The 26228-nt window shown below is 40.5% G+C and carries 26 protein-coding genes, 1 tRNA gene and 1 pseudogene; 13 read left to right on the forward strand and 15 right to left on the reverse strand.

Annotation, left to right across the window (positions count from 1 at the left end; translation table 11 throughout):
* Positions 1-29: 29 nt before the first annotated feature.
* Genes rsxB through DPV81_RS00655 form a run of 7 tightly spaced genes read left to right on the forward strand, consistent with a single transcriptional unit; the run spans position 30 to position 7419 of the window.
* The gene (rsxB, locus tag DPV81_RS00625) at positions 30-623 is read left to right on the forward strand and encodes an electron transport complex subunit RsxB (protein ID WP_049368788.1); all 594 of its coding nucleotides are present in this window, start codon (positions 30-32) and stop codon (positions 621-623) included.
* Positions 616-2946: an electron transport complex subunit RsxC gene (gene rsxC, locus DPV81_RS00630; protein WP_111386139.1), complete on the forward strand. Its 2331-nt coding sequence runs from the start codon at positions 616-618 to the stop codon at positions 2944-2946. Before rsxB ends, rsxC begins: the two co-directional genes overlap by 8 nt.
* Positions 2947-2960: 14 nt before the next feature.
* Complete coding sequence (gene rsxD / locus DPV81_RS00635) at positions 2961-4043, forward strand: electron transport complex subunit RsxD (protein WP_111386141.1); 1083 nt, start codon at positions 2961-2963, stop codon at positions 4041-4043.
* Positions 4043-4669: an electron transport complex subunit RsxG gene (gene rsxG, locus DPV81_RS00640; protein WP_049384776.1), complete on the forward strand. Its 627-nt coding sequence runs from the start codon at positions 4043-4045 to the stop codon at positions 4667-4669. Before rsxD ends, rsxG begins: the two co-directional genes overlap by 1 nt.
* A gap of 10 nt (positions 4670-4679) precedes the next feature.
* Complete coding sequence (gene rsxE, locus DPV81_RS00645) at positions 4680-5390, forward strand: electron transport complex subunit E (RefSeq protein WP_111386143.1); 711 nt, start codon at positions 4680-4682, stop codon at positions 5388-5390.
* The gene (gene nth / locus DPV81_RS00650; protein WP_111386145.1) at positions 5387-6022 is read left to right on the forward strand and encodes an endonuclease III; all 636 of its coding nucleotides are present in this window, start codon (positions 5387-5389) and stop codon (positions 6020-6022) included. The genes rsxE and nth overlap by 4 nt, the downstream gene beginning before the upstream one ends.
* Positions 6023-6048: 26 nt before the next feature.
* A complete protein-coding gene (locus DPV81_RS00655) occupies positions 6049-7419 on the forward strand; it encodes a sodium-dependent transporter (RefSeq protein ID WP_049373473.1) in 1371 nt (456 codons plus the stop codon).
* Between the two features lie 44 nt (positions 7420-7463).
* On the opposite strand, the gene DPV81_RS00660 is transcribed toward DPV81_RS00655, so the two are convergent.
* The 4 genes from DPV81_RS00660 to DPV81_RS00675 are packed head-to-tail and all read right to left on the reverse strand — an operon-like array spanning position 7464 to position 11920.
* On the reverse strand, positions 7464-9407 hold the full coding sequence (locus DPV81_RS00660; protein ID WP_111386147.1) for an ABC transporter ATP-binding protein: 1944 nt from the start codon (positions 9405-9407) through the stop codon (positions 7464-7466).
* A 45-nt stretch (positions 9408-9452) separates the two neighbouring features.
* Positions 9453-10805, reverse strand: coding sequence for an anti-phage deoxyguanosine triphosphatase (locus DPV81_RS00665; protein WP_111386149.1), 1353 nt, complete (start codon positions 10803-10805; stop codon positions 9453-9455).
* The gene (locus DPV81_RS00670; RefSeq protein WP_049365532.1) at positions 10802-11497 is read right to left on the reverse strand and encodes a CidB/LrgB family autolysis modulator; all 696 of its coding nucleotides are present in this window, start codon (positions 11495-11497) and stop codon (positions 10802-10804) included. The genes DPV81_RS00665 and DPV81_RS00670 overlap by 4 nt, the downstream gene beginning before the upstream one ends.
* Positions 11498-11503: 6 nt before the next feature.
* Positions 11504-11920: a CidA/LrgA family protein gene (locus DPV81_RS00675; RefSeq protein ID WP_049368798.1), complete on the reverse strand. Its 417-nt coding sequence runs from the start codon at positions 11918-11920 to the stop codon at positions 11504-11506.
* A gap of 110 nt (positions 11921-12030) precedes the next feature.
* Here DPV81_RS00675 and DPV81_RS00680 point away from each other — a divergent pair, with 110 nt between their 5' ends.
* Genes DPV81_RS00680 through queF form a run of 5 tightly spaced genes read left to right on the forward strand, consistent with a single transcriptional unit; the run spans position 12031 to position 15758 of the window.
* Entirely contained in the window at positions 12031-12546 is a 516-nt protein-coding gene (locus DPV81_RS00680; RefSeq protein ID WP_111386151.1) for a thermonuclease family protein, read from the forward strand.
* Positions 12536-13738, forward strand: a complete 1203-nt coding sequence (locus DPV81_RS00685) for a cysteine desulfurase (protein WP_111386153.1) — start codon at positions 12536-12538, stop codon at positions 13736-13738. Before DPV81_RS00680 ends, DPV81_RS00685 begins: the two co-directional genes overlap by 11 nt.
* Positions 13732-14106, forward strand: coding sequence for a SufE family protein (locus DPV81_RS00690; RefSeq protein ID WP_070592165.1), 375 nt, complete (start codon positions 13732-13734; stop codon positions 14104-14106). Before DPV81_RS00685 ends, DPV81_RS00690 begins: the two co-directional genes overlap by 7 nt.
* Positions 14107-14108: 2 nt before the next feature.
* Positions 14109-14894: a Zn-ribbon-containing protein gene (locus tag DPV81_RS00695; protein ID WP_111386155.1), complete on the forward strand. Its 786-nt coding sequence runs from the start codon at positions 14109-14111 to the stop codon at positions 14892-14894.
* Positions 14895-14918: 24 nt separating this feature from the next.
* Complete coding sequence (gene queF, locus DPV81_RS00700; protein WP_111386156.1) at positions 14919-15758, forward strand: NADPH-dependent 7-cyano-7-deazaguanine reductase QueF; 840 nt, start codon at positions 14919-14921, stop codon at positions 15756-15758.
* A 42-nt stretch (positions 15759-15800) separates the two neighbouring features.
* On the opposite strand, the gene tyrA is transcribed toward queF, so the two are convergent.
* The 9 genes and pseudogenes from tyrA to DPV81_RS09535 all read right to left on the reverse strand — a co-directional run.
* Complete coding sequence (gene tyrA / locus DPV81_RS00705; RefSeq protein WP_111386158.1) at positions 15801-16925, reverse strand: bifunctional chorismate mutase/prephenate dehydrogenase; 1125 nt, start codon at positions 16923-16925, stop codon at positions 15801-15803.
* Between the two features lie 86 nt (positions 16926-17011).
* Positions 17012-17935, reverse strand: coding sequence for a tRNA pseudouridine(55) synthase TruB (gene truB / locus DPV81_RS00710; protein ID WP_111386160.1), 924 nt, complete (start codon positions 17933-17935; stop codon positions 17012-17014).
* Positions 17935-18321, reverse strand: a complete 387-nt coding sequence (rbfA, locus tag DPV81_RS00715) for a 30S ribosome-binding factor RbfA (protein ID WP_111386162.1) — start codon at positions 18319-18321, stop codon at positions 17935-17937. The genes truB and rbfA overlap by 1 nt, the downstream gene beginning before the upstream one ends.
* 62 nt (positions 18322-18383) lie before the next feature.
* A complete protein-coding gene (gene infB / locus DPV81_RS00720; protein ID WP_111386164.1) occupies positions 18384-20897 on the reverse strand; it encodes a translation initiation factor IF-2 in 2514 nt (837 codons plus the stop codon).
* Between the two features lie 11 nt (positions 20898-20908).
* Positions 20909-22396 (reverse strand): transcription termination factor NusA, encoded by a 1488-nt coding sequence (gene nusA, locus DPV81_RS00725; protein WP_049373488.1) that lies wholly within the window; start codon positions 22394-22396, stop codon positions 20909-20911.
* 15 nt (positions 22397-22411) lie between these two features.
* Entirely contained in the window at positions 22412-22867 is a 456-nt protein-coding gene (rimP, locus tag DPV81_RS00730) for a ribosome maturation factor RimP (RefSeq protein WP_049364144.1), read from the reverse strand.
* A gap of 129 nt (positions 22868-22996) precedes the next feature.
* Positions 22997-23073 (reverse strand) — tRNA-Met (locus DPV81_RS00735).
* Between the two features lie 114 nt (positions 23074-23187).
* Positions 23188-23316, reverse strand: coding sequence for a hypothetical protein (locus DPV81_RS09505; protein WP_005696016.1), 129 nt, complete (start codon positions 23314-23316; stop codon positions 23188-23190).
* Positions 23313-23405: pseudogene (locus tag DPV81_RS09535) on the reverse strand (protein kinase family protein); the annotation flags it as partial. The gene DPV81_RS09505 and the pseudogene DPV81_RS09535, both read right to left, overlap by 4 nt.
* 172 nt (positions 23406-23577) lie before the next feature.
* Here DPV81_RS09535 and DPV81_RS00745 point away from each other — a divergent pair.
* Positions 23578-24138 (forward strand): YceB family lipoprotein, encoded by a 561-nt coding sequence (locus DPV81_RS00745; protein WP_111386166.1) that lies wholly within the window; start codon positions 23578-23580, stop codon positions 24136-24138.
* 27 nt (positions 24139-24165) lie between these two features.
* Here the strand turns inward: DPV81_RS00745 and qseC are convergent, their stop codons facing one another.
* A complete protein-coding gene (gene qseC / locus DPV81_RS00750; RefSeq protein ID WP_111386168.1) occupies positions 24166-25521 on the reverse strand; it encodes a quorum sensing histidine kinase QseC in 1356 nt (451 codons plus the stop codon).
* Entirely contained in the window at positions 25511-26179 is a 669-nt protein-coding gene (locus DPV81_RS00755; RefSeq protein ID WP_054419433.1) for a response regulator, read from the reverse strand. The genes qseC and DPV81_RS00755 overlap by 11 nt, the downstream gene beginning before the upstream one ends.
* Positions 26180-26228 lie beyond the last annotated feature (49 nt).

Below are 26228 nucleotides of genomic sequence, written 5' to 3' on the forward strand. Positions count from 1 at the left end.
GGATTATTTTGGAATAACACTAAAAAATAATGTTTATCTTAATTTCAGTAACTATTCTCGCTTTAATTTTTGGTGCGATTTTAGGTTTTGCTTCGATTAAATTAAAAGTTGAAGCAGATCCTGTCGTCGAAAAAATTGATGCCATCTTACCGCAAAGCCAGTGTGGGCAATGCGGCTATCCTGGCTGTAAGCCTTATGCTGAAGCAATTGCTAATGGTGACGTTATCACAAAATGCGTGCCTGGCGGTCGTCCTACGGTAGTAAAAATTGCCGAAATCATGGGTGTTGATGTACCTGCAATGGATGATGTCGCTGAACCAGAAGAAATGGTTGCCTTTATTAATGAAAATATGTGTATCGGCTGTACTAAATGTATTCAAGCCTGCCCTGTTGATGCCATTATCGGTACAAACAAAGCCATGCATACAATTATTCCCGATCTCTGTACGGGATGTGAACTTTGTGTGGCACCTTGTCCGACAGATTGTATTTCCATGATTAAAGTGAAAAAAGATATTGATAATTGGAACTGGAAATTTGATCCTAAATTAGTCATTCCAGTCGTAAATACCACAGAAATTGAGAAAAAATTAGTGGTTGGGGAGTCGGAGTCACATGGCTGATGTATTAACAAGATTTAACTCCGGCAAAATTTGGGATTTTAAAGGTGGTATTCATCCACCTGAAATGAAATCTCAATCAAACCAATCCCCTATTCAGCAATCAGAACTTGCTCATGATTTTTATGTGCCGATTAAACAACATGCCGGCACTGCAGGAAATGTATTAGTTAAAGAAGGCGATTATGTCCTAAAAGGCCAACCTTTGACACAATGTAATGGCTTAAGAATCTTGCCTGTTCATGCACCAACTTCTGGTACGGTAAAATTTATCGGAAAACACGTCGCACCGCATCCTTCTGGTTTAACCGAGGACATGATTCATATTCAAGCGGATGGCTTGGATAAATGGCGTGAGCAATTTCCACTTGAAGAATTTTTCACACAACCTGTCGAACAACTCATTGATCGTATTTATCAAGCAGGGGTTGCCGGCTTAGGTGGTGCGGTATTCCCGACTGCCGCCAAAATCCAATCAGCTGAAAAGAAAGTTAAACTCTTAATTATTAACGGCGCGGAATGCGAACCTTATATTACCTGTGATGACCGCTTAATGCGTGATTACACGGATGAAATGATCGAAGGGATTCGCATCTTACGTTATATCTTACGTCCTGAAAAAGTGGTGATTGCGGTTGAAGACAATAAACCCGAAGCGATTCAAGCTATTCAACAATCGCTGCATGGTGCAAATGACATTGAATTGCGCGTTATTCCGACTAAATATCCATCTGGTGCAGCCAAACAACTGATTTATTTGCTCACCGGCATGGAAGTGCCAAGTGGCGGACGTTCTTACGATATTGGCGTATTAATGCATAATGTCGGTACAGCTTTTGCAGTAAAAAGAGCGGTTATTAATGATGAGCCTTTAATTGAGCGTGTCGTTACGCTGACTGGTGATAAAATTTCAGAGAAAGGTAACTACTGGGTTCGCTTGGGCACACCGGTTGATCACTTATTAGCGCAAGTTGGCTACCAATATGACGAACGTTTCCCTGTTTTCGCAGGTGGACCGATGATGGGATTGCAACTTTCAGATCTCAATGCGCCCGTCACTAAATTAATTAACTGTTTATTAGCACCTGATCATTTTGAATATGGTGAACCCGAACCAGAACAATCTTGTATCCGCTGTTCTGCTTGTTCTGATGCTTGCCCTGTCAATTTAATGCCACAGCAACTTTATTGGTATGCTCGCAGTGAGGATCACCAAAAATCAGAAGAATATTGCTTAAAAGATTGTATTGAATGTGGCGTGTGTGCTTATGTTTGTCCAAGCCATATTCCGCTTATTCAATATTTCCGACAAGAAAAAGCCAAAATTTGGGAAATTAAAGAAAAAGCGAAAAAAGCCGAAGAGGCTAAAATCCGTTTTGAAGCAAAACAAGCTCGAATGGAACGTGAAGAGCAAGAACGTAAAGCGCGTTCACAACGTGCGGCAGAAGCTCGTCGAGAAGAACTTGCAAAACAAAAAGGTGAAGACCCAGTTAAAGCAGCGTTAGAACGCTTGAAAGCAAAACAAGCGGGTTCAGCAGCAAATAAAGAAACGAAAACTATCGTATCTGAGAAAGGAGAGATTTTACCGGATAACCATGAACTCATGGAGCAACGTAAAGCCCGCCGTCTTGCTAGACAACAAGCACAAGCAGACACAAGCACTGTGTCGGATGCAACACCGTCACAAACTGATGAAAAAGATGCAAAGAAAGCAGCTGTTGCTGCAGCTCTAGCAAGAGCAAAAGCCAAGAAAGCCGCCGCTCAAGGTGAAACAGTTGAGACAAATGCAACTGAAAGCGCGGTAGAAAAAACAGATGAAAACTTAACCGCACTTGACCCGAAAAAAGCCGCAGTAGCTGCAGCTATAGCAAGAGCGAAAGCGAAGAAAGCCGCCGCTCAAGGTGAGACGGTTGCGAAAAATTCAGCTGAAAGTGCGGTTGAAAAAGCAGATGAAAACTCAACCCCACTTGATCCGAAAAAAGCCGCAGTAGCTGCAGCCATTGCGAGAGCCAAAGCTAAGAAAGCGGCAGCTCAAGGTGAAACGGTTACGACAAATGTAACTGAAAGCACGGTCGAAAAAACAGATGAAAACTCAACCGCACTTGATCCGAAAAAAGCCGCAGTAGCTGCAGCCATAGCAAGAGCCAAAGCTAAGAAAGCTGCTGCTCAAGGTGAAACGGTTACGACAAATGTAACTGAAAGTGCAGTCGAAAAAACAAATGAAAACCCAACCGCACTTGATCCGAAAAAAGCCGCTATCGCAGCAGCCATAGCAAGAGCTAAAGCAAAAAAAGCGGCCGCTGAAGCTGCCAAAGAAACAGAATAACGCAGGAAAAGATTATGTTTAAGAAAATGGAGAGTTCGCCTCATACCCATTCAGGCAAATTAACCGCCCGTATTATGTTATGGGTGATTGCAGCCATGCTGCCTGCCCTGCTCACACAGATTTATTATTTTGGAATGGGGGTTTTGGTGCAGTCCGCTTTGGCTATTTCTTTCGCATTATTGCTTGAGTTTGTTGTAACCAAATTACGTAACAAGCCAAATCTTGTCTATATTTCAGATTTTAGTGTGGTGCTTACTGCCTTAATTTTAGCGATGGCGATTCCGCCTTATGCCCCTTATTGGGTGATTTTAATTGGTACGCTTTCCGCTGTTATTTTAGGTAAACATGTTTATGGTGGTTTGGGGCAAAACCCATTTAATCCAGCTATGGTGGGTTATGTGGTGCTATTGATTTCTTTCCCACTACAAATGACAAGTTGGATGCCACCTATTTCATTATTGAATGAACCCCCAACATTTGCGGACTCTCTTTCTTTAATTTTCACTGGCTTAACCACTGACGGTTTTAGCTTAAGTCAACTTGTTCATTCCATTGATGGAATTACACAAGCGACGCCATTAGACAGTGCCAAAATCTTCTATAACTTGCATCAAGGCGATGAAAGCGTATTCCATGATTTTGTAAAATTACCGATTTTATTACAAAACGGGACTGACTTTGCTGAAGGTTGGTGGCAAGTCAATCTGGCATTCATGCTTGGTGGAATTATATTAATCTTAAAGAAAAAAATTCACTGGCAAATTCCCGTTTCAATGCTCGTGACCTTTGTGACCTTAGCTACAATCACTGCGATGTCAGGCCATCATCATTTAAGTATGATTAGCCAACTCTTTAGCGGCGCGATGATGTTTGGCGCGTTCTTTATTGCGACTGACCCCGTTACAGCGTCTATTACACCTCGCGGCAAGCTTGTATTTGGTTCCTTGGTCGGATTATTGGTTTACCTCATTCGTTACTTTGGAAACTATCCTGACGGCGTGGCATTTGCGATTTTGTTAAGTAATATTTGTGTGCCACTTATCGACTACTACACCCGTCCTCGCGTAGCGGGACACTTTGCAAAAGGGAGAAAATAATGGGTATTTTTAAAGTCACCTCCCGTTTTGGTTTGTTATTAGGTTTTATTGCGCTTGTATGTACCGCTGTTTCTGCAGGCATTTATATGCTGACAAAAGATAAAATTGATGAAGCCATGGCTGAACAACAAAAAGCGTTATTGCTCCAAGTCATCCCCCAAGATTATTTTAATAATAACTTGCTTGAAAGCGTAGAAACACCTGAGCAAGATAAACTCAAAGGCATTCAAAAACTCTATTTTGCTATTAAAGATCATGTACCCACTGCCTATGCTTATGAAACAACGGCACCAGATGGTTATTCAGGGAATATCCGTTTATTAGTAGGTATCACTCCAAAAGGTGAAGTTTTAGGTGTGCGAGTCATCGAACATCATGAAACCCCTGGATTAGGCGATAAAATCGAACTTCGCATTTCTGACTGGATTTTAAGTTTTACAAACCAAGTTATCGTACCGGAAAGCCTAAAAGATTGGGCGGTCAAAAAAGATGGCGGTAAATTTGATCAATTTTCCGGCGCAACCATTACGCCACGCGCGATTGTAAATCAAGTAAAACGTTCTGCTCTCGTGATGCTTGAAAATGAGGCATTACTCAACGAGATGGCAAAAAAATACGCGCAATAGGATATTTATTATGACTGATTTAACCGAAAAAACGACCGCACTTGATGAGCAAAGTGCGGTTGAAAATTCAGAAGAAATAACGCCAACGCCTTCTGTTTGGAAAGAAATCTTTATTCAAGGCGTATGGAAAAACAACTCTACCCTCGTGCAATTATTGGGGCTTTGTCCGCTGTTGGCTGTTTCAAGTACTGCAACAAATGCATTAGGTTTAGGTTTGGCGACTATGTTAGTTTTAACCTGTACAAACACCGTTGTTTCGCTTTTTCGTAAACAAATCCCTCATGAAATCCGTATTCCAATTTATGTGATGATTATTGCTACCACCGTAACCGTGGTGCAATTATTGATGAATGCTTATACCTATACACTCTATCAAGCACTTGGGATTTTTATTCCTTTAATCGTGACTAACTGTATCGTCATCGGTCGTGCAGAAGCCTTTGCCTCTAAAAATAGCGTTGCACATGCTGCCTGGGATGGTTTTTCAATGGGATTAGGTATGGCATTAAGTATCACTGTATTAGGTGCGTTACGTGAAATTTTAGGCCAAGGTACCCTTTTTGAAGGCATTGAAAACTTATTTGGTCAAGGCGCCAAATTCCTGACATTACATATTTATCACGCTGATAGCAGCTTTTTACTCTTTATTCTTCCGCCAGGTGCATTTATTGGATTAGGCATTCTACTGGCGATTAAAAACCGAATTGATATGAAAAAATGAACCAAGCTAAACGAATTGAAATTCTCACTCGACTTCGGGAGCAAAACCCGCATCCCACCACGGAATTAGAGTATAATTCGCCTTTCGAATTACTCATCGCCGTGATCTTATCGGCTCAAGCCACCGATAAAGGGGTTAATAAAGCGACGGCAAAATTATTCCCTGTCGCAAATACACCACAAGCCATTTTAGATCTTGGCTTAGAGGGGTTAAAAGAATATATTAAAACCATCGGGCTTTATAACAGCAAAGCAGAAAATATCATTAAAACCTGCCGTGATTTAGTTGAGAAACACAACGGCGAAGTACCTGAAAGCCGTGAAGCCTTAGAAGCCCTTGCGGGTGTCGGCAGAAAAACAGCGAATGTAGTATTAAATACCGCTTTCGGCCACCCGACTATTGCAGTGGATACTCATATTTTTCGCGTATGCAACCGCACCAATTTTGCCCCAGGCAAAGATGTGGTAAAAGTGGAAGAAAAATTGCTCAAAGTTGTGCCTAAAGAATTTAAAGTGGATGTACATCACTGGCTTATTTTACATGGTCGCTATACTTGTACCGCGCGCAAACCTCGCTGCGGTGCTTGCATTATTGAAGATCTCTGCGAATACAAAGAAAAAACAGATTATTAAACGAATAAAATCAAACGGAATATATTATGACAACAAACAATCAATCTCGCCAAACGTGGTCTAGCCGACTAACTTATGTGCTCACCGTTGCGGGTGCGACAGTTGGCTTTGGGGCAACGTGGCGCTTTCCTTATTTAGTGGGTGAAAATGGCGGCGGTGCTTACGTACTCCTCTTTTGTATCGCGATGATTGTGATTGGTATCCCAATGATTTTAGTAGAAAACGTTATTGGTCGCCGTTTGCGTGTAAATTCCATTGATGCTTTTGGCGACAAAATCCAAGATAAAGGTAAAAACATCTCCAAATATTGGAAGATTCTTGGTTACATGGGGCTTCTTGGCGCATTTGGTATCATGGCTTATTACATGGTATTAGGTGGTTGGGTGATGTCTTATATCATTAGTCTGATGAATAACACCCTTGATATTAGCGCCCCAATTACAAAAGAAGTGGCCAAAGATTTCTACGATTTACACATCAGCAACAGCCCATGGGAAATCATGCTTTACACCTTCTTGTTCGTGGCGGTGAATTACATTATTTTGGCAAAAGGTATCATCGGCGGGATTGAACGTTCCGTAAAATACTTAATGCCATTGCTCTTTATTTTCCTCATTGGCATGGTAATTCGTAATCTTACCTTACCGGGTGCAATGGAGGGTGTGACTTTCTACTTAAAACCAGATTTCAGCAAAATCACACCTAAATTATTCATTTTCGTATTAGGTCAAGTATTCTTCGCATTAAGCCTTGGTTTCGGTGTATTAATTACCCTCTCCAGCTATTTAAACAAAGAAGAAAACCTTATTCACACAGCAGTGATTACAGGTTTCACCAATACCATTATCGCTGTGCTATGTGGTTTTATGATCTTCCCATCATTATTCACTTTTGGCATTGAACCTAACGCTGGCCCAACTTTGGTTTTCCAAAGTTTACCAATTGTATTCTCACATTTATGGGCGGGTAAATTCTTTGCTATCGTGTTCTTCGGCTTATTGCTTATTGCGGCATTAACCACATCAATTACGATTTACGAAGTCATCATCACCGCATTACAAGAAAAACTCAGAATGCGCCGTGGTAAAGCGATTTTTGTTACCTTGATGGGAATTTTCTTATTAGGTAATGTACCCTCTATTTTAGGTGACAACCTTTGGAAAGATTTCACTATCTTCGGTAAAAGCATTTTCGATGCCTTTGATTTCGTCAGCGGCAATATTCTCTTTATGCTGACCGCACTTGGTTGTGCCATTTTCGTTGGTTTCGTATTAAAAGATGATGCAAAAAAAGAATTATCACCGACACCAAATTCACTTTTCACCACAATTTGGTTTAACTATGTGAAATTTGTGGTTCCTGTGATTATTTTGGTGATTTTTATTAGTAATATGTAATAAAAAAACCGAGCTATTTCGCTCGGTTTCTTTTTATCTATTCTCTATTTGGTTTCAGCTTGAATCTTTTTCTCTTCAAGTTCTTCCCATCGCATAAATGCAGTTTCAAGCTCCGCTTCCGTATCCGCTAATTCTTTTAGCTTTGCATCTGTTACATCATGGGCTTGTTGGAAAAAGTGGGGATCACCAATTTCAGTTTGAAGTGCGGTAATTTTCTCTTCCAATTCTTCCAATAATTGCGGAAGCTGTTCTAACTCACGTTGTTCTTTGTAAGAAAGTTTAACGGATTTTGACTTTTGAGAAACTACGTCATTTTTGACCGCACTTTCCTGTGCTTTTGGTGCTTCTTTTTTGGCTTTTTGAGCTTCTTGCTCAGCTTTCATCGCAAAGTAATTGGCTTGTTGTCCCTTTGCATCAAAGAAACCGCCCACGTATTTATTCAATACGCCGTCGCCTTCAAAGAAATAACACTCAGTCGCGACATTATCAATAAACTGACGATCATGGCTGACAATCAATAGCGTGCCTTGATAATCCGTGAGGATTTCTTCCAATAATTCTAAGGTTTCTACATCCAAGTCATTGGTTGGTTCATCGAGAATCAGTAAGTTATTCGGTTTCAGTAATAATTTAGCCAATAACAAACGGTTACGTTCACCACCTGAAAGCGCTTTTACGGGTGTCATCGCTCGTTTTGGTGGAAATAAGAAATCCTGCAAATAGCCCAACACATGACGTTTTACACCATTGATCTCAATATCCTGCTTGCCATCGGCAACGTTATCCATCACCGTTTTTTCCTGATCAAGATCAGCACGATATTGGTCAAAATAAGCGATGTCTAATTTTGTACCACAATGAATGCGACCGCTGGTTGGCTTGATTTCACCTAATAAAAGTTTAATAAAGGTGGTTTTTCCGCAACCATTTGGTCCCACTAAAGCAATTTTATCGCCACGTAAAATGGTCGTGCTGAAATCTTTGAGAAGTTGTTTGCCTTCAATTTCATAGCTCACATCTTCCATTTCAAACACAATTTTGCCAGAACGACTTGAGTTATCTAATTGTAACTTGGCGGCACCCATCACCTCACGACGTTGGCGACGTTCTTCACGCATGGCTTTTAAAGCGCGCACTCGTCCTTCATTACGCGTACGACGCGCTTTAATACCTTGACGAATCCAAACTTCTTCTTGCGCTAATCGCTTATCGAAAAGCTCGTTCTGTAATGCTTCGACACGTAAGTTTTCTTCTTTCGTGGTGAGATATAAATCATAATCACCAGGATAAGACACTAATTTACCGCGATCTAAATCCACAATACGAGTCGCCATTTTACGGATAAAAGAACGGTCATGAGAAATAAACACAATACTTCCAGTGAATTCTAATAAGAAGTTTTCTAACCATTCTATTGCATCCACATCCAAGTGGTTGGTCGGTTCATCTAATAACAAGACATCAGGATTACACACCAGCGCACGAGAAAGGGCCGCTTTACGCAGCCAACCACCAGATAAATCTGCTAATTTAGTATCGGGATTTAACTCGAGCTTTTGCAGAACTTCATTGATTTTATTTTCAAACTGCCAGCCATTGGCATGCTCTAATTTAGCTTGCACTTGTGCCAGTTGATTAAGAATTTGTTCGCTATAATTTTGTGTCAACTCTTGTGAAATATGGTGATATTCCTTTAACAAATCCGCTAAATGCTCAATCCCTTCAGCCACATAATCAAATACATTCCCTTCAGCATGGCGCGGCGGGTCTTGTTCTAAACGAGAAACTACTAAATCTTTTTCATACTGCACTTTGCCGTCATCCATGGTGACTTGCTGTGCAATTATTTTTAATAACGTTGATTTACCTGCCCCGTTACGCCCCACCAAACATACGCGCTCATTCGGTTCAATATGCAGTTCAGCGTGATCAAGTAACGGGTGATCACTAAAAGAAAGATAAGCGTTAGTTAAACTAATTAATGCCACAAAATTGTCCTATAAATTCAAAATATCAATAAAAATAACCGCACTTTAGAGCTGATGATAAACCTTTAAGGCATAAGCATCTGACATGCCCGCGATATAGTCACAAATAATACGTTTTTTACCCTGCTCCGGTGCATTTCTCCAACGATTAGCCGTATTCGTTGGCAATAAACGTTCGGGGTCAGACTCAAAAATCTGGAACATTTCTGTGAGAATACGTTGTCCTTTATATTCAATACGTTGTGTTTCTACATGACGAATCACGTATTTCCACACAAACTTTTTGAATACATTTAATGCGGCAATCACATCTTGTGGTAGTTCCGCGTTATAACGTAACAAAGGTTCGTCAAAATTGCCGGTGACTTTCCAACGCACATGGGTAATAAAGAAATTCACTAATGCACCAATGGCATTTTTACGCTCGAAATGATGGTTGGAGAATAATCGTTGGCTGACTTGTTCTATATTTTTTGCCAACCAATCTGAAGGAATCATTTTAAGTTCAGTCAATGCTTCTTGCCATTGATGTTGATTTACGACACCGGTCACAATCGCATCTTCTAAATCATGTACCCCATACGCAATATCGTCCGCCAACTCCATAATACTGCAATCTAAAGATTTAAATTGTGTTTTTAAAAACTCGGCAGGATTTGACCGCGTTTTTTGAAATGAGCCAAATAAAGTGCGGTCATTTTCAGAAAGATTTTGCAACAGCCAAGTAAACATTGTGACGTCATCACGGAACAACCCTTTTCCTGGTTTCCAATCGCTAATCTTGACATAACGTGGATCAGAGTTTTCAGTATGCGGCAACTGAGCATATTGAGGGGAAGATAAGTCTAAAATATTCGGATATTTCACTACACCTAAAATGGCACGACGCGTTAAATTCATCCCTGCTGTTTCGGTATAAGGCTCAAGTTTAGTAATAATACGAAATGTCTGCGCATTACCTTCAAAACCACCGTGGTTACGCATCATATAATTGAGCGCTACTTCCCCACCATGGCCAAACGGTGGATGACCAATATCATGCGCAAAGCACAAACTTTCAATTAAATCATTGCTTGGTAATAAAGGTTTGAGTTGTTTCTGTAATTCACTTTTTTCGATATGAAGCTGGTCTGAAATAGCAACATAACTTTCCGCAAATTTTAATTGGGAAACAAGGCTGCTACCGATTTGTGCCACTTCAAGGGAATGGGTTAAACGAGTGCGATAAAAATCATTTTCGCCCACCGCATGAATCTGTGTTTTGGCTTGCAAACAACGGAAAGCGGCAGAATGTAAAATCCGCCCGCGATCACGACGAAATGGCGGTCGGTGATCTTTTTCGCGAGGCGGATCAGGAAGGAAACGTTCAGTCCAAAAATCAGCTAACTGGGTTCTCATAAAAATAGACGAATAACATGGAATACTAAGGGCGCTAAAATGGAACTCATAATACCGCAAAGAACCAAAGAAATCGAACTATAACTCCCCGCTTTCGGATCAGCTTCCATACAGCTTACGGTGCCCAGTGCGTGAGAAACCGCCCCAACAGATAAACCAACGGCTTCTTGCTGTTTAATACCGAGTTTTTTCAAAATGAGATAACCAAAAACCGAACCTTGCAAACCCGCAACAATCACCCCTACCGCTGTAACGGCTGGAATACCGCCTAAATGTGAAGAAACTTCCATCGCAATTGGCGTGGTAATTGATTTTGGTAATACGGTCGCCACCATTTCAGGGCTTGCCCCTAAAATAATCGCAAAAATGGCACCGGTAAACATGGAAAACAAAGAAGCTAATGTCACCACAGAAAGAATAATTTTCCACTGTTTCGCAATTTGGCGAAGTTGTTCATACAACGGTAACGCCAGAGCAACAATACTCACGCCTAATAAATTATTAATCGGTGCATTGCCCGCCATATAATCGTCATAAGGAATATCGCTAACCACTAAAATCAGCACAAGAATTGATACTGTGAGCACAAAAGTATTGAAAATCATCGATTTCCAACGTTTACTGATTTGTAATGCGAGCCAAAATCCGAAAATCGTTAAAATGGTATAAAGATAAATTGCATACTGCATAATAAAACCTTAGTCAGCTTGAAGATTGCGTCTTTCCAATACTTTTTTACGTTTATGGGTAAAGGATTGTTTATAAAATAAATAGTTTCCTATAAATGCAATAACTAAAAGTGTCAGAACGGTACTGAGAATATTGGGAATAAGTAAAACTTTCCACTGAGCCACGAGTAAATCATAATATTTGATAATGCCCACGCTCACCGGTACAAAAAGCACGGCCATGTAGCGGATCAATAAGCTCGAGCCGAAATAAATCCACTCCAGGTGAATCACATGTGTCGTTAAACCTAAAAAAAGTAATAACAAGCCCCAAATGCTGCCTGGAATCCCCACTGGGATATAGTGAGAAATCAAATTGCCGAGTAGTAACATAATGTATAAAATGATGAGCGAACGAGCGAGTTGAACGCCTTTTTGGAGTAACATATTTCCTCTATCAACTTTTTTAATAACAATTAAAAATTATTTTACGCTTTTTTGTTAAAATTACCCATCCATTTTAGCGAAATTTTGCGATGCAGATCAAAGAAATTCCAATGATTAAAAAATTCTTCTTATTTTTAACCCTAATTTTGACCGCACTTTGGACGCAATTTTCAGTGGCTACTGAACGCCAAATGGCGTGTTGGGTCGTTGGTGTAAGTGATGGCGATACCTTAACTTGCCTCTTACCCACTAAAAAACAACTCAAAGTGCGATTACAAGAAATTGATGCTCCGGAAAAAGGTCAACCGTTTGGAAAGAAAGCTAAACAATATCTTTCCCAGCTGGTTTTCAAACAAAATGTGACGTTGTCGGTTTCTGGTTACGATCGCTACCAGCGTATTTTGGCAACAGTTTACCTGCAAGAACAAAACATCAACTTAGAAATGGTAAAAAACGGTATGGCGTGGGTTTATCCGCAATATGCTAAAAATCCACTCTACTTTCAAGCTCAAGATTTTGCCCAACAACAAAAAATTGGCTTATGGCGTGATCCTACCCCTACCGCCCCTTATGAATGGCGCAAACAGAACAAAGCAGGTAAACATGGAGGTCAACATGGCTTTTGATTATCAATCATTTAAAAATGAATTTCCTTATTTTAAATCGCCAAATGCTGTGGTCTATCTGGATAATGCGGCAACAGCACTAAAACCTCAAGCATTAATTGATGCAACAAGTACTTTTTATCAATCAGCTGGCTCCGTACATCGTAGTCAGTATGAAGCCGCACAAACAGCACAATATGAAAATGCCCGTCACTTAGTCAAAACCTTAATTAATGCAGAAGATGAAAAAGCCGTAATTTGGACTTCCGGAACAACGCATGGCATTAATTTGGTTGCCAACGGTTTACTCCCCTCTTTGCATGCAAATGACGAGATTCTAATTAGCCAAGCAGACCATCATGCTAATTTTGTTACGTGGCATGAGACAGCGAAAAAATGTGGGGCGAAAATTCAAGTGTTGCCTATTTTGGATAATTGGTTAATTGATGAAAATGCTTTAATTGCAGCATTGAATGAGAAAACAAAATTAGTGGCACTCAATTTTGTTTCCAACGTAACGGGAACGGAACAACATATCCAGCATTTAATTCGCCTAATTCGTCAACATAGCAATGCGCTTGTTTTAGTCGATGCGGCTCAGGCTATTAGCCATATACAGATTGATTTACAGGCATTAGATGCGGATTTTATTGCTTTTTCTGCACACAAAATTTATGGTCCCAACGGCATTGGTGTATTAAGCGGAAAATTAAGCTCACTTTCCCTGCTACAACCGCTTTTTTACGGTGGAAAAATGATCGAACGAGTCTCCCATAAATGTATTACCTTTGCCGATTTACCTTATCGATTAGAGGCCGGCACACCGAATATTGCTGGCGTGATCGGTTTTGGTGCGGTGCTAGATTGGCTCAAAAAATGGGATTTTCAGGCAGCTGAGACACATGCTATTGAGCTTGCCGAGCAAAGTAAAGTGCGATTGAAAAACTATCCGAATTGTCGTTTATTCAATTCACCGCAACCAAGTTCTGTGGTCTGTTTTGTTTTTGATGGGATTGCTGCTTCGGATCTTGCTACCCTATTAAGTGAACAGAAAATTGCGTTGCGTGTGGGTGAACATTGTGCACAACCTTATTTAGCCCGCCTTGGTGAGCGCACTACATTACGACTTTCTTTTGCGCCTTACAATAGCCCACAAGATGTGGACGCTTTTTTTGCGGCATTAGATAAATCCTTAGAGTTATTAGCATGCTAGAAAACATTAAACAGGCAAAAAATTGGGAAGATCGCTACCGTTTTATTATTCAAGCGGGTAAGCATCTCCCTCAACCTTCTCCTGATGAATTGGCTCAAATGCAATCGATTCAAGGCTGTGAAGCGGGACTTTGGTTTATGCCCATTCCACAACATGACGATACGTTTCAATTTCAAGCTTACAGCGAAGCGCGCATTATGAATGGCTTGTTATGGTTGTTGTTACAAAACATCAACGGCCAAACCCGAAACCAATTACAACAATTTAATATTCGTCAATTTTTTGATGAGCTTGGTGTTGCCTCCCGCTTAAGTGAAACCCGCTTAAACGGTTTAAAACAAATTGAAGAAATCTTGCACAATCTGTAATTATGTATCTGATCGAACCCTTTTTTAAATTAACTGCCTTAGAAAACGATATCGGCCAACAAAGCCGTTTGCTCAATGCAATCATCGACCAATGGCGTTATAACGGGCAAATTATCGGCCGTGAAATCCCGCTTTATTTGACGGAGGAAGACGGCGAACAAGGTTTTGCAATGCGAGTTATTTGCCCTGAGCAAGATAGCCTTTTACCCGAGAATAATAACCAAACTGTAAATCTGGCGATGGAACATGCTGAAAAGTGCGGTCTAAATTTTCAAGGTTTTCAAATTATTGCCGATGATTTAAATGCGGACAGCACCGCAGAATGTAGCCATCCTGCATGGCAGATGCTTTATACCACACATTTGCAATCTTGCTCGCCATTACATAGCGGAGATGATTTCTCCCCAATTCCACTTTATAAACAGCTAAAAAATCAACCGCACTTAAGCCAAGATTTGATTAAATGGCAAGAGAATTGGCAGGCCTGCGATCAGTTGCAAATGAATGGTTCAGCTTTAGAAAAAGAAGCATTAAATGAAATCTCCGAGATTAATAGCACGCTCAGTAAACATGGACGCTACCTTGCTGCTGAAATCGAAAAAGAAAGCGGCATACCGACCTATTATTATTTATACCGTGTCGGTGGCCATTCTTTAAAATCCGAACAACAACGCTGTTGCCCGCATTGTGCTGGCGATTGGGCATTAGACGTGCCACTATTTGATGTAATTTACTTTAAATGCGACCAATGTCGATTAGTCTCGAATGTGTCGTGGAATTTTTTATAACGCTTTCGTCATTTAGGAAAACACATGAACTATCAAGATAAAAGCCTTCAATCCTTAAAACTCGGTCAAGCAACAGAATATGCAGCGAATTATGACCGCACTTTGTTACAACCGGTGCCTCGTAAACTCAATCGTGATGGCTTGGGCATAACTGAACAGCAGCCATTTACCCAAGGTGCGGATATTTGGACTGCCTATGAAATTTCTTGGTTAAATCCAAAAGGTTTGCCACAAGTGGCTATTGCCGATGTGGAAATTGATTACCGCAGTGAAAATTTAATTGAATCGAAAAGTTTTAAACTTTACTTAAACAGCTTTAACCAAAGTCAATTTGCTGATTTTGCTAGCGTAGAACGCACTATGCGTGAAGATCTAAGTGCTTGTGCTCAAGGTGAGGTCAAAGTACATTTGCATCCTTTATCCCATTATCAAGGACAAAGTATTGATACGTTAGCCGGCGATTGCATTGATGATCAGGATATCGAAATCCACAGCTACGAATTTAATGCGGATATTTTGCAAAATTGTACGTCTGATAACGTGGTGGAAGAAACCTTAGTAAGCCATTTATTGAAATCTAACTGTCTTATTACGAGTCAGCCGGATTGGGGAACCGTACAAATTCATTATGTGGGTAAACAAATCGATCGCGAAAAACTTCTCCGCTACATCGTGTCTTTCCGTCAACATAATGAGTTTCACGAGCAGTGTGTTGAGCGTATTTTCTGTGACTTGATGCATTACGCCAAACCAGAAAAACTCACCGTCTATGCACGTTATACGCGTCGTGGTGGATTGGACATCAATCCATTCCGTTCTAACTTTGAGGCAATTCCACAAAACCTACGGTTAGCAAGACAATAGCTGCAACAAAAAAGTGCGGTTAGTTTTAACCGCACTTTTATTTTACACATGTCGTAAATCGTGAGCTTGTTGCAATAACTGGCGACTCTCTTGCAAGAATTGATCGGAATATTCCCCAAACCATTCTCTCACTTGATGGAAAGCATCAATAAATCCTTGGCGATCGCCTTTTTCAAAGAATTGTAATGCCTCTTCATACGTTTGTTTCAAGCTTTCAATCACATCTAAATTTTCTGGCTTATCCATGATAATATCGGCATAAAGTGCCGCATCTTGGGCGAATAGACGACCAATCATGGCTAATTCCAAACGATAAATCGGGGAAGATAATGCCAATAAATTGCTTAAATTGACGGGCTGTTTAGAAAGATGCAGACCATTCGCAAAGGTAGAAAAGTGACGTAATGCTTGAATGTACGTCATATTGTGGTCGTGCTCCGCTGCATCAATTTGGTAAATTTTTGCACCCCAGATTTGAATTTGCTCTAGCAACCATTCATAACGTTCACTAAAACGCCCATCACAACGTACAACCACTTGTTTTGCCATGCTCGCAATATCAGGGCCAAACATTGGATGCAATCCAACTACCGCCCCTTTATGCACCTCTAACATTTTAGCTAATGGAGCACGTTTCACGGAAGTGAGATCCGCCAGTAGCATATTTTCCGTTAAATAGGGCTTTAAACGTTCTATGGTTTCTAACGTGTGATCAATCGGTACTGAGATAATAACAACATCCGCATTCGTTAAAATGCGTTCTGCCACATCCCAATCATCACGATCTAAAATAGAAATAGGATAACCGGAAGCACGCAAATAGCGGGCAAATAACTGCCCCATTTTTCCATAACCACCGACGATAACAATTTTGTTAATGGCTGGATTCAGGGTTTTAAAACCAAATTGATTTTCATTGGAGTAAGACTCACGCATGAAACGACGGAGCACATCTTCAATGAGTTGTGGAGAGATTCCTGCTTTAGCCGCTTCTTCTCGGCGTGCTTGTAACATCGCTAATTCACGATCAGGTGCATAAATTGGTAAACCTTTTTCGTGCTTTACTTCGCCGACTTGGGTCACCAATTCGAGGCGTTTAGCAAAAAGTTGAATCAGTTCGCGATCGAGCGCATCAATTTCCTGACGTAAATGATTAAGGACATCCATAATTCACCTGTAATATCTTATTTACATAGATTGCAATTAAAAGGTTACAGGTGAGATTACTGGAATTAAAACAGAAAGGCAAATGATTAGAGAGATTGTGTAATCAAACGTTGTGGACGAATTACATTATTATCATCTACAAGAGCTACGCCTAAAAAGATATTCTCGTCAGAAAACAACCGCACTTGACCATGTAATTTGGCTTCATTAGCAAATTTGACTCGTTGTCCAAAGCCAATACCTTTACTTTGCTCAGCAGTTAACTGTAATGCGGGTAATTTACTGACTGCTGTATCTGTCGGTAAAAGATGTCGATCAAGTTGTGCAAGATCGCCTTGCTCTGCAAGCGCTTGCAAAGCATCCCATTTCATCATCTTTTCTGTTGGATAATCCGCAACTGCAGTTCGACGTAACACTGTCACATGAGCGCCACAACCTAATACCTCACCTAAATCATCCACTAATGTACGGATATAAGTTCCTTTAGAACAATGCACTTCTAAGGTTAGAAAAGGTGCTTGATACTCGATAAAGTTTAGCTCAAAAATCGTGATAGGACGTGCTTCACGTTCTACTGTAATGCCTACGCGAGCATACTCATATAACGGTTTTCCATTGTGCTTCAATGCAGAAAACATGGTTGGCACTTGTAAAATATCACCACGGAATTGTTCAAGTGCGGTCAAAATTTGTGATGTTTCTACATTGACAGGTCGCGTCTCGACCACTTGTCCTTCTGCATCTGAGGTATCCGTACGTTCACCTAATTTTGCTGTGACCACATAGCGTTTATCTGCATCTAATAAAAACTGGGAAAACTTTGTCGCTTCGCCTAAGCAAATAGGTAGCATACCTGTTGCTAATGGATCGAGCGCACCGGTATGCCCTGCTTTATTCGCTTGGAATAAGCGTTTCACCTTTTGCATAATGTCATTAGATGACATACCTTGTGGCTTATCTAATAAAAATACGCCATCAATATCACGTCCACGCTTACGAGGTCTCGACATTAGTCATTTTCCTCAACGTGTTTTTTCTCGTCTTCACGTACCACGTTTGTCACTAAATTAGACATACGCATCCCTTCAACTAAGGATTGATCGTAGAAGAAACGAATTTCCGGCACAATGCGCAAGCGCATTGCTTTACCTACTAATGAACGAATATAAGGTGCCGCTTTTTCTAACCCTTTCATGCCTTGTGCAATCGCCACTTCATCATGATCAAACAAAAATGTCACAAACACTTTTGCATAAGCTAAATCGCTTGATACTTCCACATCAGACACGGTTACCATGCCAATACGGAGATCTTTCACTTCACGTTGTAAAATGATGGCGATTTCTTTTTGTAATTCTTGTGCAACACGATCGCTGCGTTTAAATTCTCTTGCCATAATATTTCTCTTATTAAAAAGCGGTCAAAAATACGTTGAATTTTGACCGCTCTTTTTATCGATTAGATTGAACGTTTAATTTCAACGACTTCAAACACCTCGATTTGGTCGCCGACTTTTACGTCATTGTAGTTTTTAACGCCGATACCACATTCCATACCATTACGGACTTCAGAGACATCATCTTTAAAGCGACGGAGAGATTCCAATTCACCTTCAAAGATCACCACGTTATCACGTAATACGCGGATTGGGTTGTTACGTTTTACTACACCTTCGGTCACCATACAACCTGCGATTGCACCAAATTTCGGATGTTTGAACACATCACGCACTTCAGCCAAGCCAATGATTTCTTGTTTGAATTCAGGTTGTAACATACCGCTCATCGCTGCTTTCACATCATTTAAGAGTTCATAAATGATAGAGTAATAACGAAGGTCAATATTTTCTGCTTCGATAATACGGCGAGCAGAAGCGTCCGCACGTACGTTAAAGCCAACAATAATCGCATTAGAGGCTGCCGCTAGGGTTGCATCAGTTTCAGAAATACCACCGACACCAGAACCAACAACTTTCACTTTCACTTCATCAGTAGAAAGATCTTGTAACGATTGAATAATCGCTTCCACAGAACCCTGTACGTCTGCTTTCACGATGATATTCAGTTCAGCAACATCACCTTCAGTCATATTACTAAACATATTTTCAAGTTTCGCTTTTTGCTGACGAGCAAGTTTCACTTCACGGAACTTACCTTGACGGTGTAACGCCACTTCACGTGCTTTTTTCTCATCACGTACTACAGTTGCTTCATCACCCGCAGCTGGTACACCAGAAAGACCTAACACCTCAACAGGGATAGATGGGCCTGCTTCATCGATTTCTTTACCGTTTTCATCACGCATTGCACGAACACGACCGTATTCAAAACCGCAAAGTACAATATCACCTTTACGTAAAGTACCAGATTGAACAAGAATTGTCGCTACCGGACCACGACCTTTATCAAGGTAAGATTCAATCACTACACCGCTTGCCATGCCGTCTTTTACAGCCGTTAATTCAAGTACTTCTGATTGAAGCAAGATGGCATCTAATAAGTCATCAACACCGGTACCTTTCTTAGCAGAAACTGGAACGAATTGCACATCACCACCGAATTTCTCTGAAATAACTTCGTGTTGAAGTAATTCTTGTTCTACTCGGTCTGAATTTGCTTCTGGTTTATCAATTTTGTTCACCGCAACCACTAAAGGCGCACCTGCTGCTTTCGCGTGTTGAATCGCTTCAATGGTTTGAGGCATCACACCATCATCTGCAGCAACAACAAGAACTACGATATCCGTTGCTTTCGCACCACGTGCACGCATTGAGGTAAATGCGGCGTGTCCCGGCGTATCTAAGAAGGTGATCATTTTGCCGTCATCCATTTCTACGTGGTACGCACCAATGTGCTGAGTAATACCACCCGCCTCACCGGCAGCAACTTTCGCTTTACGAATGTAATCAAGCAATGAAGTTTTACCATGGTCAACGTGACCCATAATGGTCACAACCGGTGCACGAGTTACTTTTTCAGCATTAACATCGCGATCGCCTAATACTTCTTCTTCAAGTTCATTTTCATTGCGAAGAATCACTTTGTGACCTAATTCTTCAGCCACTAATTGCGCTGTTTCTTGGTCAAGCACTTGGTTAATGGTCACCATTTCGCCCATCTTCATCATCGCTTTGATGATTTCAGTCGCTTTGGTTGCCATTTTATTTGCTAATTCTGCAACAGTAATCGTTTCACCAATAACAACATCCTGTTTCACAACCTGAACAGGTTTTGTGAAGGCTTGTTGTAATGCTGCACCTTTCTTACCATTTTTACCTTTACCGAATTTACCGTCTTTTTGATTTTTACGGTTAGATTCGCGCTCATTTTTATTGCCGCCTTTCACGTCATCGCGTTCTTTTTTCGCTTTAGCGACTTTATTTTTACCACGGCCGCGATTTTCGTTACGACGTTCTTCTTCATCTTCAGCTTCTAAAGCATAACGAGAGCTTAAATTATAATCTGTGTAATCTTCTGATGAACTATCATTACTTGAAGAGTCTGACTCAGCATAACGTTTAGCGTCTTCAGCCGCTTTGCGCGCTTGCTCTTCTGCTTTTTGACGAGCAAGTTCTTCCGCTTTGCGACGTAGTTCAGCTTCTTCCGCTTTACGTTTTTCTTTTTCTGGATCAACAGATTTAGGTTTATTTTCAACCGCACTTTGTACTGGTTTCACAGCTTTTTCTGCTTCAACCTTAGCTTTTTCGGCTTTCGCTTTTTCAGCGGCTAAACGTGCTTTTTCTTCAGCTGCTTTCTTTGCAGCTGCTTCAGCTTCTTGCTGTGCTTTTAATTTTGCTGCTTCTTCCGCTTTTTTAGCGGCATCTGTTGGTACGGTACGTTTTTTGCGTACTTCAACTTGTACCGCTTTTGCTTTACCGCCAGCTGTTGTACTGCTTACGGTTGTTTTTGTTCTGCGTTGAATACTTAGTTTTTTCGGTGCATTTGCATCCGCATTTTTTACATCTTCAGTCATTATTAAACTCCTTACTCTTCGCTAAACCAGCAAATATTACGAGCAGCCATAATAAAGTCAGCGGCTTGCTCTGCGGTTAATTCTTCAATATCAGCTAAATCATCTACACCTTGCTCTGCAAGTTCTTCAAGTGTAGTAATTTGTTTTTCAGCTAATTTAAAGGCAATATGACGATTCATGCCTTCAAGGTTTAATAAACGATCTTCGATATTCGCTTTTTTCAAGGCTTCTTCTTCTGCCGCTGCGGCTGCAGTAATCGCATCTTTTGCACGACCTTGTAACTCTTCGATAAGATCTTCATCTTCTAAACCATCAATTGCAGTCAGTTCGCTCACTGGAACATAAGCCACTTCTTCTAATGAAGTAAAACCTTCATCCACTAAGATTTGAGCAAACTCTTCATCAAGGCCTAATTTATCCATGAATAAATTTAATACTTTGGTATCTTCAGCTTGATGTTTTTCATTTAATTGTTCGGTAGTCATGACGTTTAATGTCCAACCGGTTAATTGTGTCGCTAAACGTACGTTTTGACCGTTACGACCAATTGCTTGTGCTAAGTTGTCAGCATTAACCGCAATATCCATTGAGTGATTATCTTCATCCACAATGATTGAAGTCACATCAGCTGGCGCCATCGCATTAATTACATATTGTGCTGGATTATCATCCCAAAGTACGATATCCACACGTTCGCCACCTAACTCATTGGTAATTGCTTGAACGCGTGCACCACGCATACCCACACATGCACCCACTGGATCAATACGCTTGTCATTTGATTTCACTGCAATTTTCGCACGAGAACCTGGATCACGTGCCGCACCACGAATTTCAAGCATTTCTTCGCCGATTTCTGGTACTTCAATACGGAATAACTCGATTAACATTTCAGGTTTCGCACGAGTCACAAATAGTTGTGCCGTTTTGCTTTCTGGATTCACTTTATAAAGCACACCACGAACACGGTCGCCAGGACGGAAGTTTTCACGTGGAAGCATATCTTCACGCATAATCACGGCTTCAGCTTTATTGCCTAAATCTAAAATGATGCTTTCACGATTTACTTTTTTCACCGTACCCGTAACAATCTTGCCTTCTTCAGAACGGAATTGCTCAACTACTTTTGCACGTTCTGCTTCACGGATTTTAGTGCTGATTACTTGGCGAGCAGTTTGCATTGCAATACGGTCAAATGCGATAGACTCAATTTGGTCTTCAACATAATCACCAAGTTGAACATTCGGATCTTCAAATTGTGCCGCTTCTAATGTCATTTCTTTTGTTGGCACTTTAACTTCATCAACCACCAACCAACGACGGAATGTATCAAACTCACCCGTTTTAGGGTTGATAGATACGCGAATATCGGTTTCATAGTCATATTTTTTCTTTGTTGAAAGTGCAATCGCACTCTCTAACGCTTCAAAAATCTTTTCGCGTGGTAATAACTTCTCGTTAGATACTGCTTCAGCAGCTAACAAAATCTCTTTACTCATTTTCCTTTTTCTCCTTTAAAATTTTGCGATTACATTGGCTTTTTGAATGTTGCCAAAAATAAGAACTTGTTCCTGACCATCAACAATAAGTGTCAACATGTCATTTTCAATTTTTTCCAATTTACCTTGCCATTTACGGCGATCTAAAACAGGAATACGTAAATGCACAGCGATATCCTCACCCACATAACGTTGGAATTGTTCAAGCGTAAATAACGGACGATCAAGACCTGGTGATGACACTTCTAGGTTATATTTATCCGCAATTGGATCTTCCACGTCTAAAATCGCGCTCACTTGACGACTTACATCAGCACAATCATCAACGCCTACGCCACCGTCTTTATCAATGAATAAACGCACGGTCATAAAGCGACCTGCACGTTGGCATTCAATCCCCCAAAGTTCGCAGCCTAAGTCTTCTACTGCACCTTGAAGCATCTCTTGCAATTTTTGTTCTAATGTTGCCAATTTTTGCTCCTAATCTTAAAATTCAGACATAAAAAAAGGGTTAGGTTCGTCAATGAACCTAAGCCCAGTTTCTAAATTTCTCGTACAAAAAAACCCCAAACTTGGGGTTCTTATTACTGAACTTGTTATTGGTTGCGGGGGCCGGATTTGAACCGACGGCCTTCGGGTTATGAGCCCGACGAGCTACCAAGCTGCTCCACCCCGCGTCCGAAATATGGGGAGTATTATAGTGATCTAAATCAAAAGATCAAGCAGTTTCTACTAATTTTCTTGAAAACGTAAGATTTTTTGACCGCACTTTGCTTTATCTAAAGTAATAGTTAGAATCCAAAGCCAGTACCTAGACCTACACCAACGCCTACGCCATTACTGCCGCCGCCAGCACCTACACCAACAGAACAAGCACTCACTAAAGCACTTAATACAGCCACTAAAAATAATTTTTTCATAGATTTTCCTTTGTTAAATGTTCAAATAACCGATAAACGGCCAATAGGTCCGTTCGTGCAATCTGTTTGAACGGAAGTAAAAGATAATAAAACGACTTAATTTTTCACATACGCTAACACATTTGTCTAATAATTAATAGGACTAGACTGTTTTAATTAATAGCAAGAATATTTTCTTTTATTAAAGTTTTTATTGTGTCGTGAAAAGATAAGCGATACATTCTACAAAATTTTTATTCTTTTTCAATCAAGGAGAAAAATATGCATTTTTTCAAAAAAGTGCTTACCGTACTGACATTAGGTTTCTTCACGCTATCTGTACAAGCTTCCCCTTTTAGCATCAGCGAGCAACAAATTAACCAGTACTTAAGTGAAAAAGGCACGATTAATGACAAGCTCGGTATCCCTGGATTATTTTCTGTCGATTACGCACTGAAAGATTTGGTGACTCAAATCGGGCAAACTGAAAGCAATCGTGTTGAAATGAGCGGTTTGGTTGATACGCTTATTCGTTTATCTGGTAAAACCTACCCAGCTAAATTGCATTTAACCTTTGATGCCGTTCCAGAATATAACGCACAGGAAGGTGCGCTTTATTTGAAAAACTTGCGAATTTTACGCTGGTCCGGCGAACCTAATAGTGCAATGGAGCAACTCCAAGATGTTATGCCGCTATTAAGTGATGGTGTTGCAGCCTTATTAAGCCGGATGCCAGTTTATACCTTGGATGAAAGTGACATGAAACAAATGCTGATTAAGAAATTCGCCAAAGAAATTAAAGTTGAGAAAGGTCGATTAGAATTAATTGGTGGAATGTTTTAACAATAAGGGCGTATTAAACGCCCTTTTTTATAACTCAATGATAGCTCGTAAACCTTGAATTTGCCCGTTAGATTCAATGTTTTCTAATCGGAAACGATAGTGATGCAATTCCGCTATTCTTGCCACAATAGACAATCCAAGACCACTTCCTTTTTCATTTTGTCCTGCAGGACGATAAAAACGCTGCCCTAATTTTGCTAATTCTTCTGGCGCAACACCACCGCCATTATCTTTAATAAGAATTTTACGTGGCTGTAAAATCACACGAACCAGAGTGCCTTGAGGACAATATTTAATGGCGTTATCCAACAAGTTTCTCAACATTTGAGCAAGTAATAATGGCTGCCCTTGCTTAACGGCAGGATCTCCCTGATGATCAAACTGCAATTCGATTTGGCGTTGCTGTGCACTGAAATACAACTCACCGATAAGTGAAGTTATAATTTCTGACCAATGAATTGGGGCTTGATTGTCTAATTCCTTGAGATTATCTAAACGGGAAAGTGTTAGAAGCTGTTCGATTAATTGAGTTGCTCGATCGATACCTTGGGTTAAATGCGCTAAAGCCATTTCACGAGTTTGTGCATCATCGCCAGCCAACTGTGCGACTTCCGTTTGAATACGCAAGGCTGCTAATGGGCTGCGTAATTCATGCGCTGCATCAGAAACAAAGCGGCGCTCCCGTTCCAACTGCTCACTGGTACGTGTGAAAAATTGATTTAAGTTTTGGACTAACGGTAAAATCTCCGTTGGTACATCATCGGTGTCTAATAACGATACATCACCTGGGCGGCGAGCTTGTACGTTTCGACTCAATCGATTAATTGGTTTTAATGCACGATAAATCACAATAAACGCGACCAATAAGAGTACTGGCAATCCAGCAAACCAAATCCCTGTTTGGCTGAAAACCATTTTATTGACCAACTCTTCGCGGTATTCCAATTCTTGTCCCACCGCAATGACAAGTTCACCGTTACCGACAGGTTGCCAATAAATCAGCCATTCGTCGTCATCATCTAAAATATGTTCTTTACTAAAACCCGTCTTATTTTGAAAAATAAATTTGTCGCCATTATCGCCATCGGTTAATAGCCTTTCGCCTTTGTTAGAAAATATAGCAAAGGCTAAAGCATCATTATCATAATGACGTTTCTGTGGTTTAAATCCACCACGTGGAAAGTTAGCATTTTCATCTAATAAGACATTTTTCAAATCAGACGTCGCTAAACGCTCAGCAAAAAGCACTTGTTGTGCATTAAACACATCTTTAGCTTCTTTTTTGACGACCGTCCATGCGACAGCCGTGGCAATGCACCACACGCAAAGTGCGGTCACAATTAAACCGATTAAGAGACGAAAACTCAGTCGTTTATTTTTCATTAACTTGTCCTAAAGCATAGCCTACGCCATGTACAGTACGAATAAATTGTTTACCCAGTTTTTGACGCAAATTATAAATATGTACGTCCAATGCACCGCTACTTAATTCTTCATCCCAATTTGATAGTTTTTCTTCAATGGTTGCTCGAGAAAGCACCCGTTCTTTATTCAGCATAAAAAGTTCGAGTAATTTATATTCACGTCCGGTTAATGTAATTTCATCCTCATTCAACCAAGCCTTACGCTGAGCAGGATCGAGTTTGACATTGCCATGCTCAATCTGTGGTTTAACTTGCCCATAACGACGACGAATTAATGCTTGTAATCGCACCACCACTTCAGCCAAAGCAAAGGGCTTGCAAAGATAATCATCAGCACCTTGTTGAATGCCTTTAATCCGTTCATCCAATGTATCACGTGCAGTTAAGATCAACACAGGCACATCTTGATTATTTGAGCGCCATTGTTTTAATACATCCAAACCATCTAGTTTAGGCAGGGTTAAATCCAATACCACTGCATCATAAGGCGCACCGATTAAGGCATTTAATCCACTTTGCCCATCAGTAAACCAATCTACAATAAAGCCGGATTTCGTTAAACCAATTTGCAGACCATTGCCGATGAGAGCATCATCTTCTACTAATAAAACTCGCATAATATTGACCGCACTTTTCTCTTTCTCAAAACGAAAAAATGGCGTGCTT

Origin of the sequence: Haemophilus parainfluenzae (assembly GCF_003252795.1) — a bacterium.
GTDB lineage: Bacteria > Pseudomonadota > Gammaproteobacteria > Enterobacterales > Pasteurellaceae > Haemophilus_D > Haemophilus_D parainfluenzae_K.

Excerpts from the sequence above, each read along its gene's own strand:
- truB (WP_111386160.1), bottom strand. The coding sequence starts at position 17,935 with ATGTCGAGACCTCGTAAGCGTGGACGTGATATTGATGGCGTATTTTTA.
- rsxD (WP_111386141.1), top strand. The coding sequence starts at position 2,961 with ATGTTTAAGAAAATGGAGAGTTCGCCTCATACCCATTCAGGCAAATTA.
- infB (WP_111386164.1), bottom strand. The coding sequence starts at position 20,897 with ATGACTGAAGATGTAAAAAATGCGGATGCAAATGCACCGAAAAAACTA.
- nth (WP_111386145.1), top strand. The coding sequence starts at position 5,387 with ATGAACCAAGCTAAACGAATTGAAATTCTCACTCGACTTCGGGAGCAA.
- DPV81_RS00685 (WP_111386153.1), top strand. The coding sequence starts at position 12,536 with ATGGCTTTTGATTATCAATCATTTAAAAATGAATTTCCTTATTTTAAA.
- qseC (WP_111386168.1), bottom strand. The coding sequence starts at position 25,521 with ATGAAAAATAAACGACTGAGTTTTCGTCTCTTAATCGGTTTAATTGTG.
- queF (WP_111386156.1), top strand. The coding sequence starts at position 14,919 with ATGAACTATCAAGATAAAAGCCTTCAATCCTTAAAACTCGGTCAAGCA.
- rsxG (WP_049384776.1), top strand. The coding sequence starts at position 4,043 with ATGGGTATTTTTAAAGTCACCTCCCGTTTTGGTTTGTTATTAGGTTTT.
- rbfA (WP_111386162.1), bottom strand. The coding sequence starts at position 18,321 with ATGGCAAGAGAATTTAAACGCAGCGATCGTGTTGCACAAGAATTACAA.
- DPV81_RS00665 (WP_111386149.1), bottom strand. The coding sequence starts at position 10,805 with ATGAGAACCCAGTTAGCTGATTTTTGGACTGAACGTTTCCTTCCTGAT.
- DPV81_RS09505 (WP_005696016.1), bottom strand. The coding sequence starts at position 23,316 with ATGAAAAAATTATTTTTAGTGGCTGTATTAAGTGCTTTAGTGAGTGCT.
- DPV81_RS00755 (WP_054419433.1), bottom strand. The coding sequence starts at position 26,179 with ATGCGAGTTTTATTAGTAGAAGATGATGCTCTCATCGGCAATGGTCTG.
- DPV81_RS00680 (WP_111386151.1), top strand. The coding sequence starts at position 12,031 with ATGATTAAAAAATTCTTCTTATTTTTAACCCTAATTTTGACCGCACTT.
- rsxE (WP_111386143.1), top strand. The coding sequence starts at position 4,680 with ATGACTGATTTAACCGAAAAAACGACCGCACTTGATGAGCAAAGTGCG.
- DPV81_RS00675 (WP_049368798.1), bottom strand. The coding sequence starts at position 11,920 with ATGTTACTCCAAAAAGGCGTTCAACTCGCTCGTTCGCTCATCATTTTA.
- tyrA (WP_111386158.1), bottom strand. The coding sequence starts at position 16,925 with ATGGATGTCCTTAATCATTTACGTCAGGAAATTGATGCGCTCGATCGC.
- nusA (WP_049373488.1), bottom strand. The coding sequence starts at position 22,396 with ATGAGTAAAGAGATTTTGTTAGCTGCTGAAGCAGTATCTAACGAGAAG.
- DPV81_RS00745 (WP_111386166.1), top strand. The coding sequence starts at position 23,578 with ATGCATTTTTTCAAAAAAGTGCTTACCGTACTGACATTAGGTTTCTTC.
- rsxC (WP_111386139.1), top strand. The coding sequence starts at position 616 with ATGGCTGATGTATTAACAAGATTTAACTCCGGCAAAATTTGGGATTTT.
- DPV81_RS00695 (WP_111386155.1), top strand. The coding sequence starts at position 14,109 with ATGTATCTGATCGAACCCTTTTTTAAATTAACTGCCTTAGAAAACGAT.
- DPV81_RS00655 (WP_049373473.1), top strand. The coding sequence starts at position 6,049 with ATGACAACAAACAATCAATCTCGCCAAACGTGGTCTAGCCGACTAACT.
- DPV81_RS00690 (WP_070592165.1), top strand. The coding sequence starts at position 13,732 with ATGCTAGAAAACATTAAACAGGCAAAAAATTGGGAAGATCGCTACCGT.
- rsxB (WP_049368788.1), top strand. The coding sequence starts at position 30 with ATGTTTATCTTAATTTCAGTAACTATTCTCGCTTTAATTTTTGGTGCG.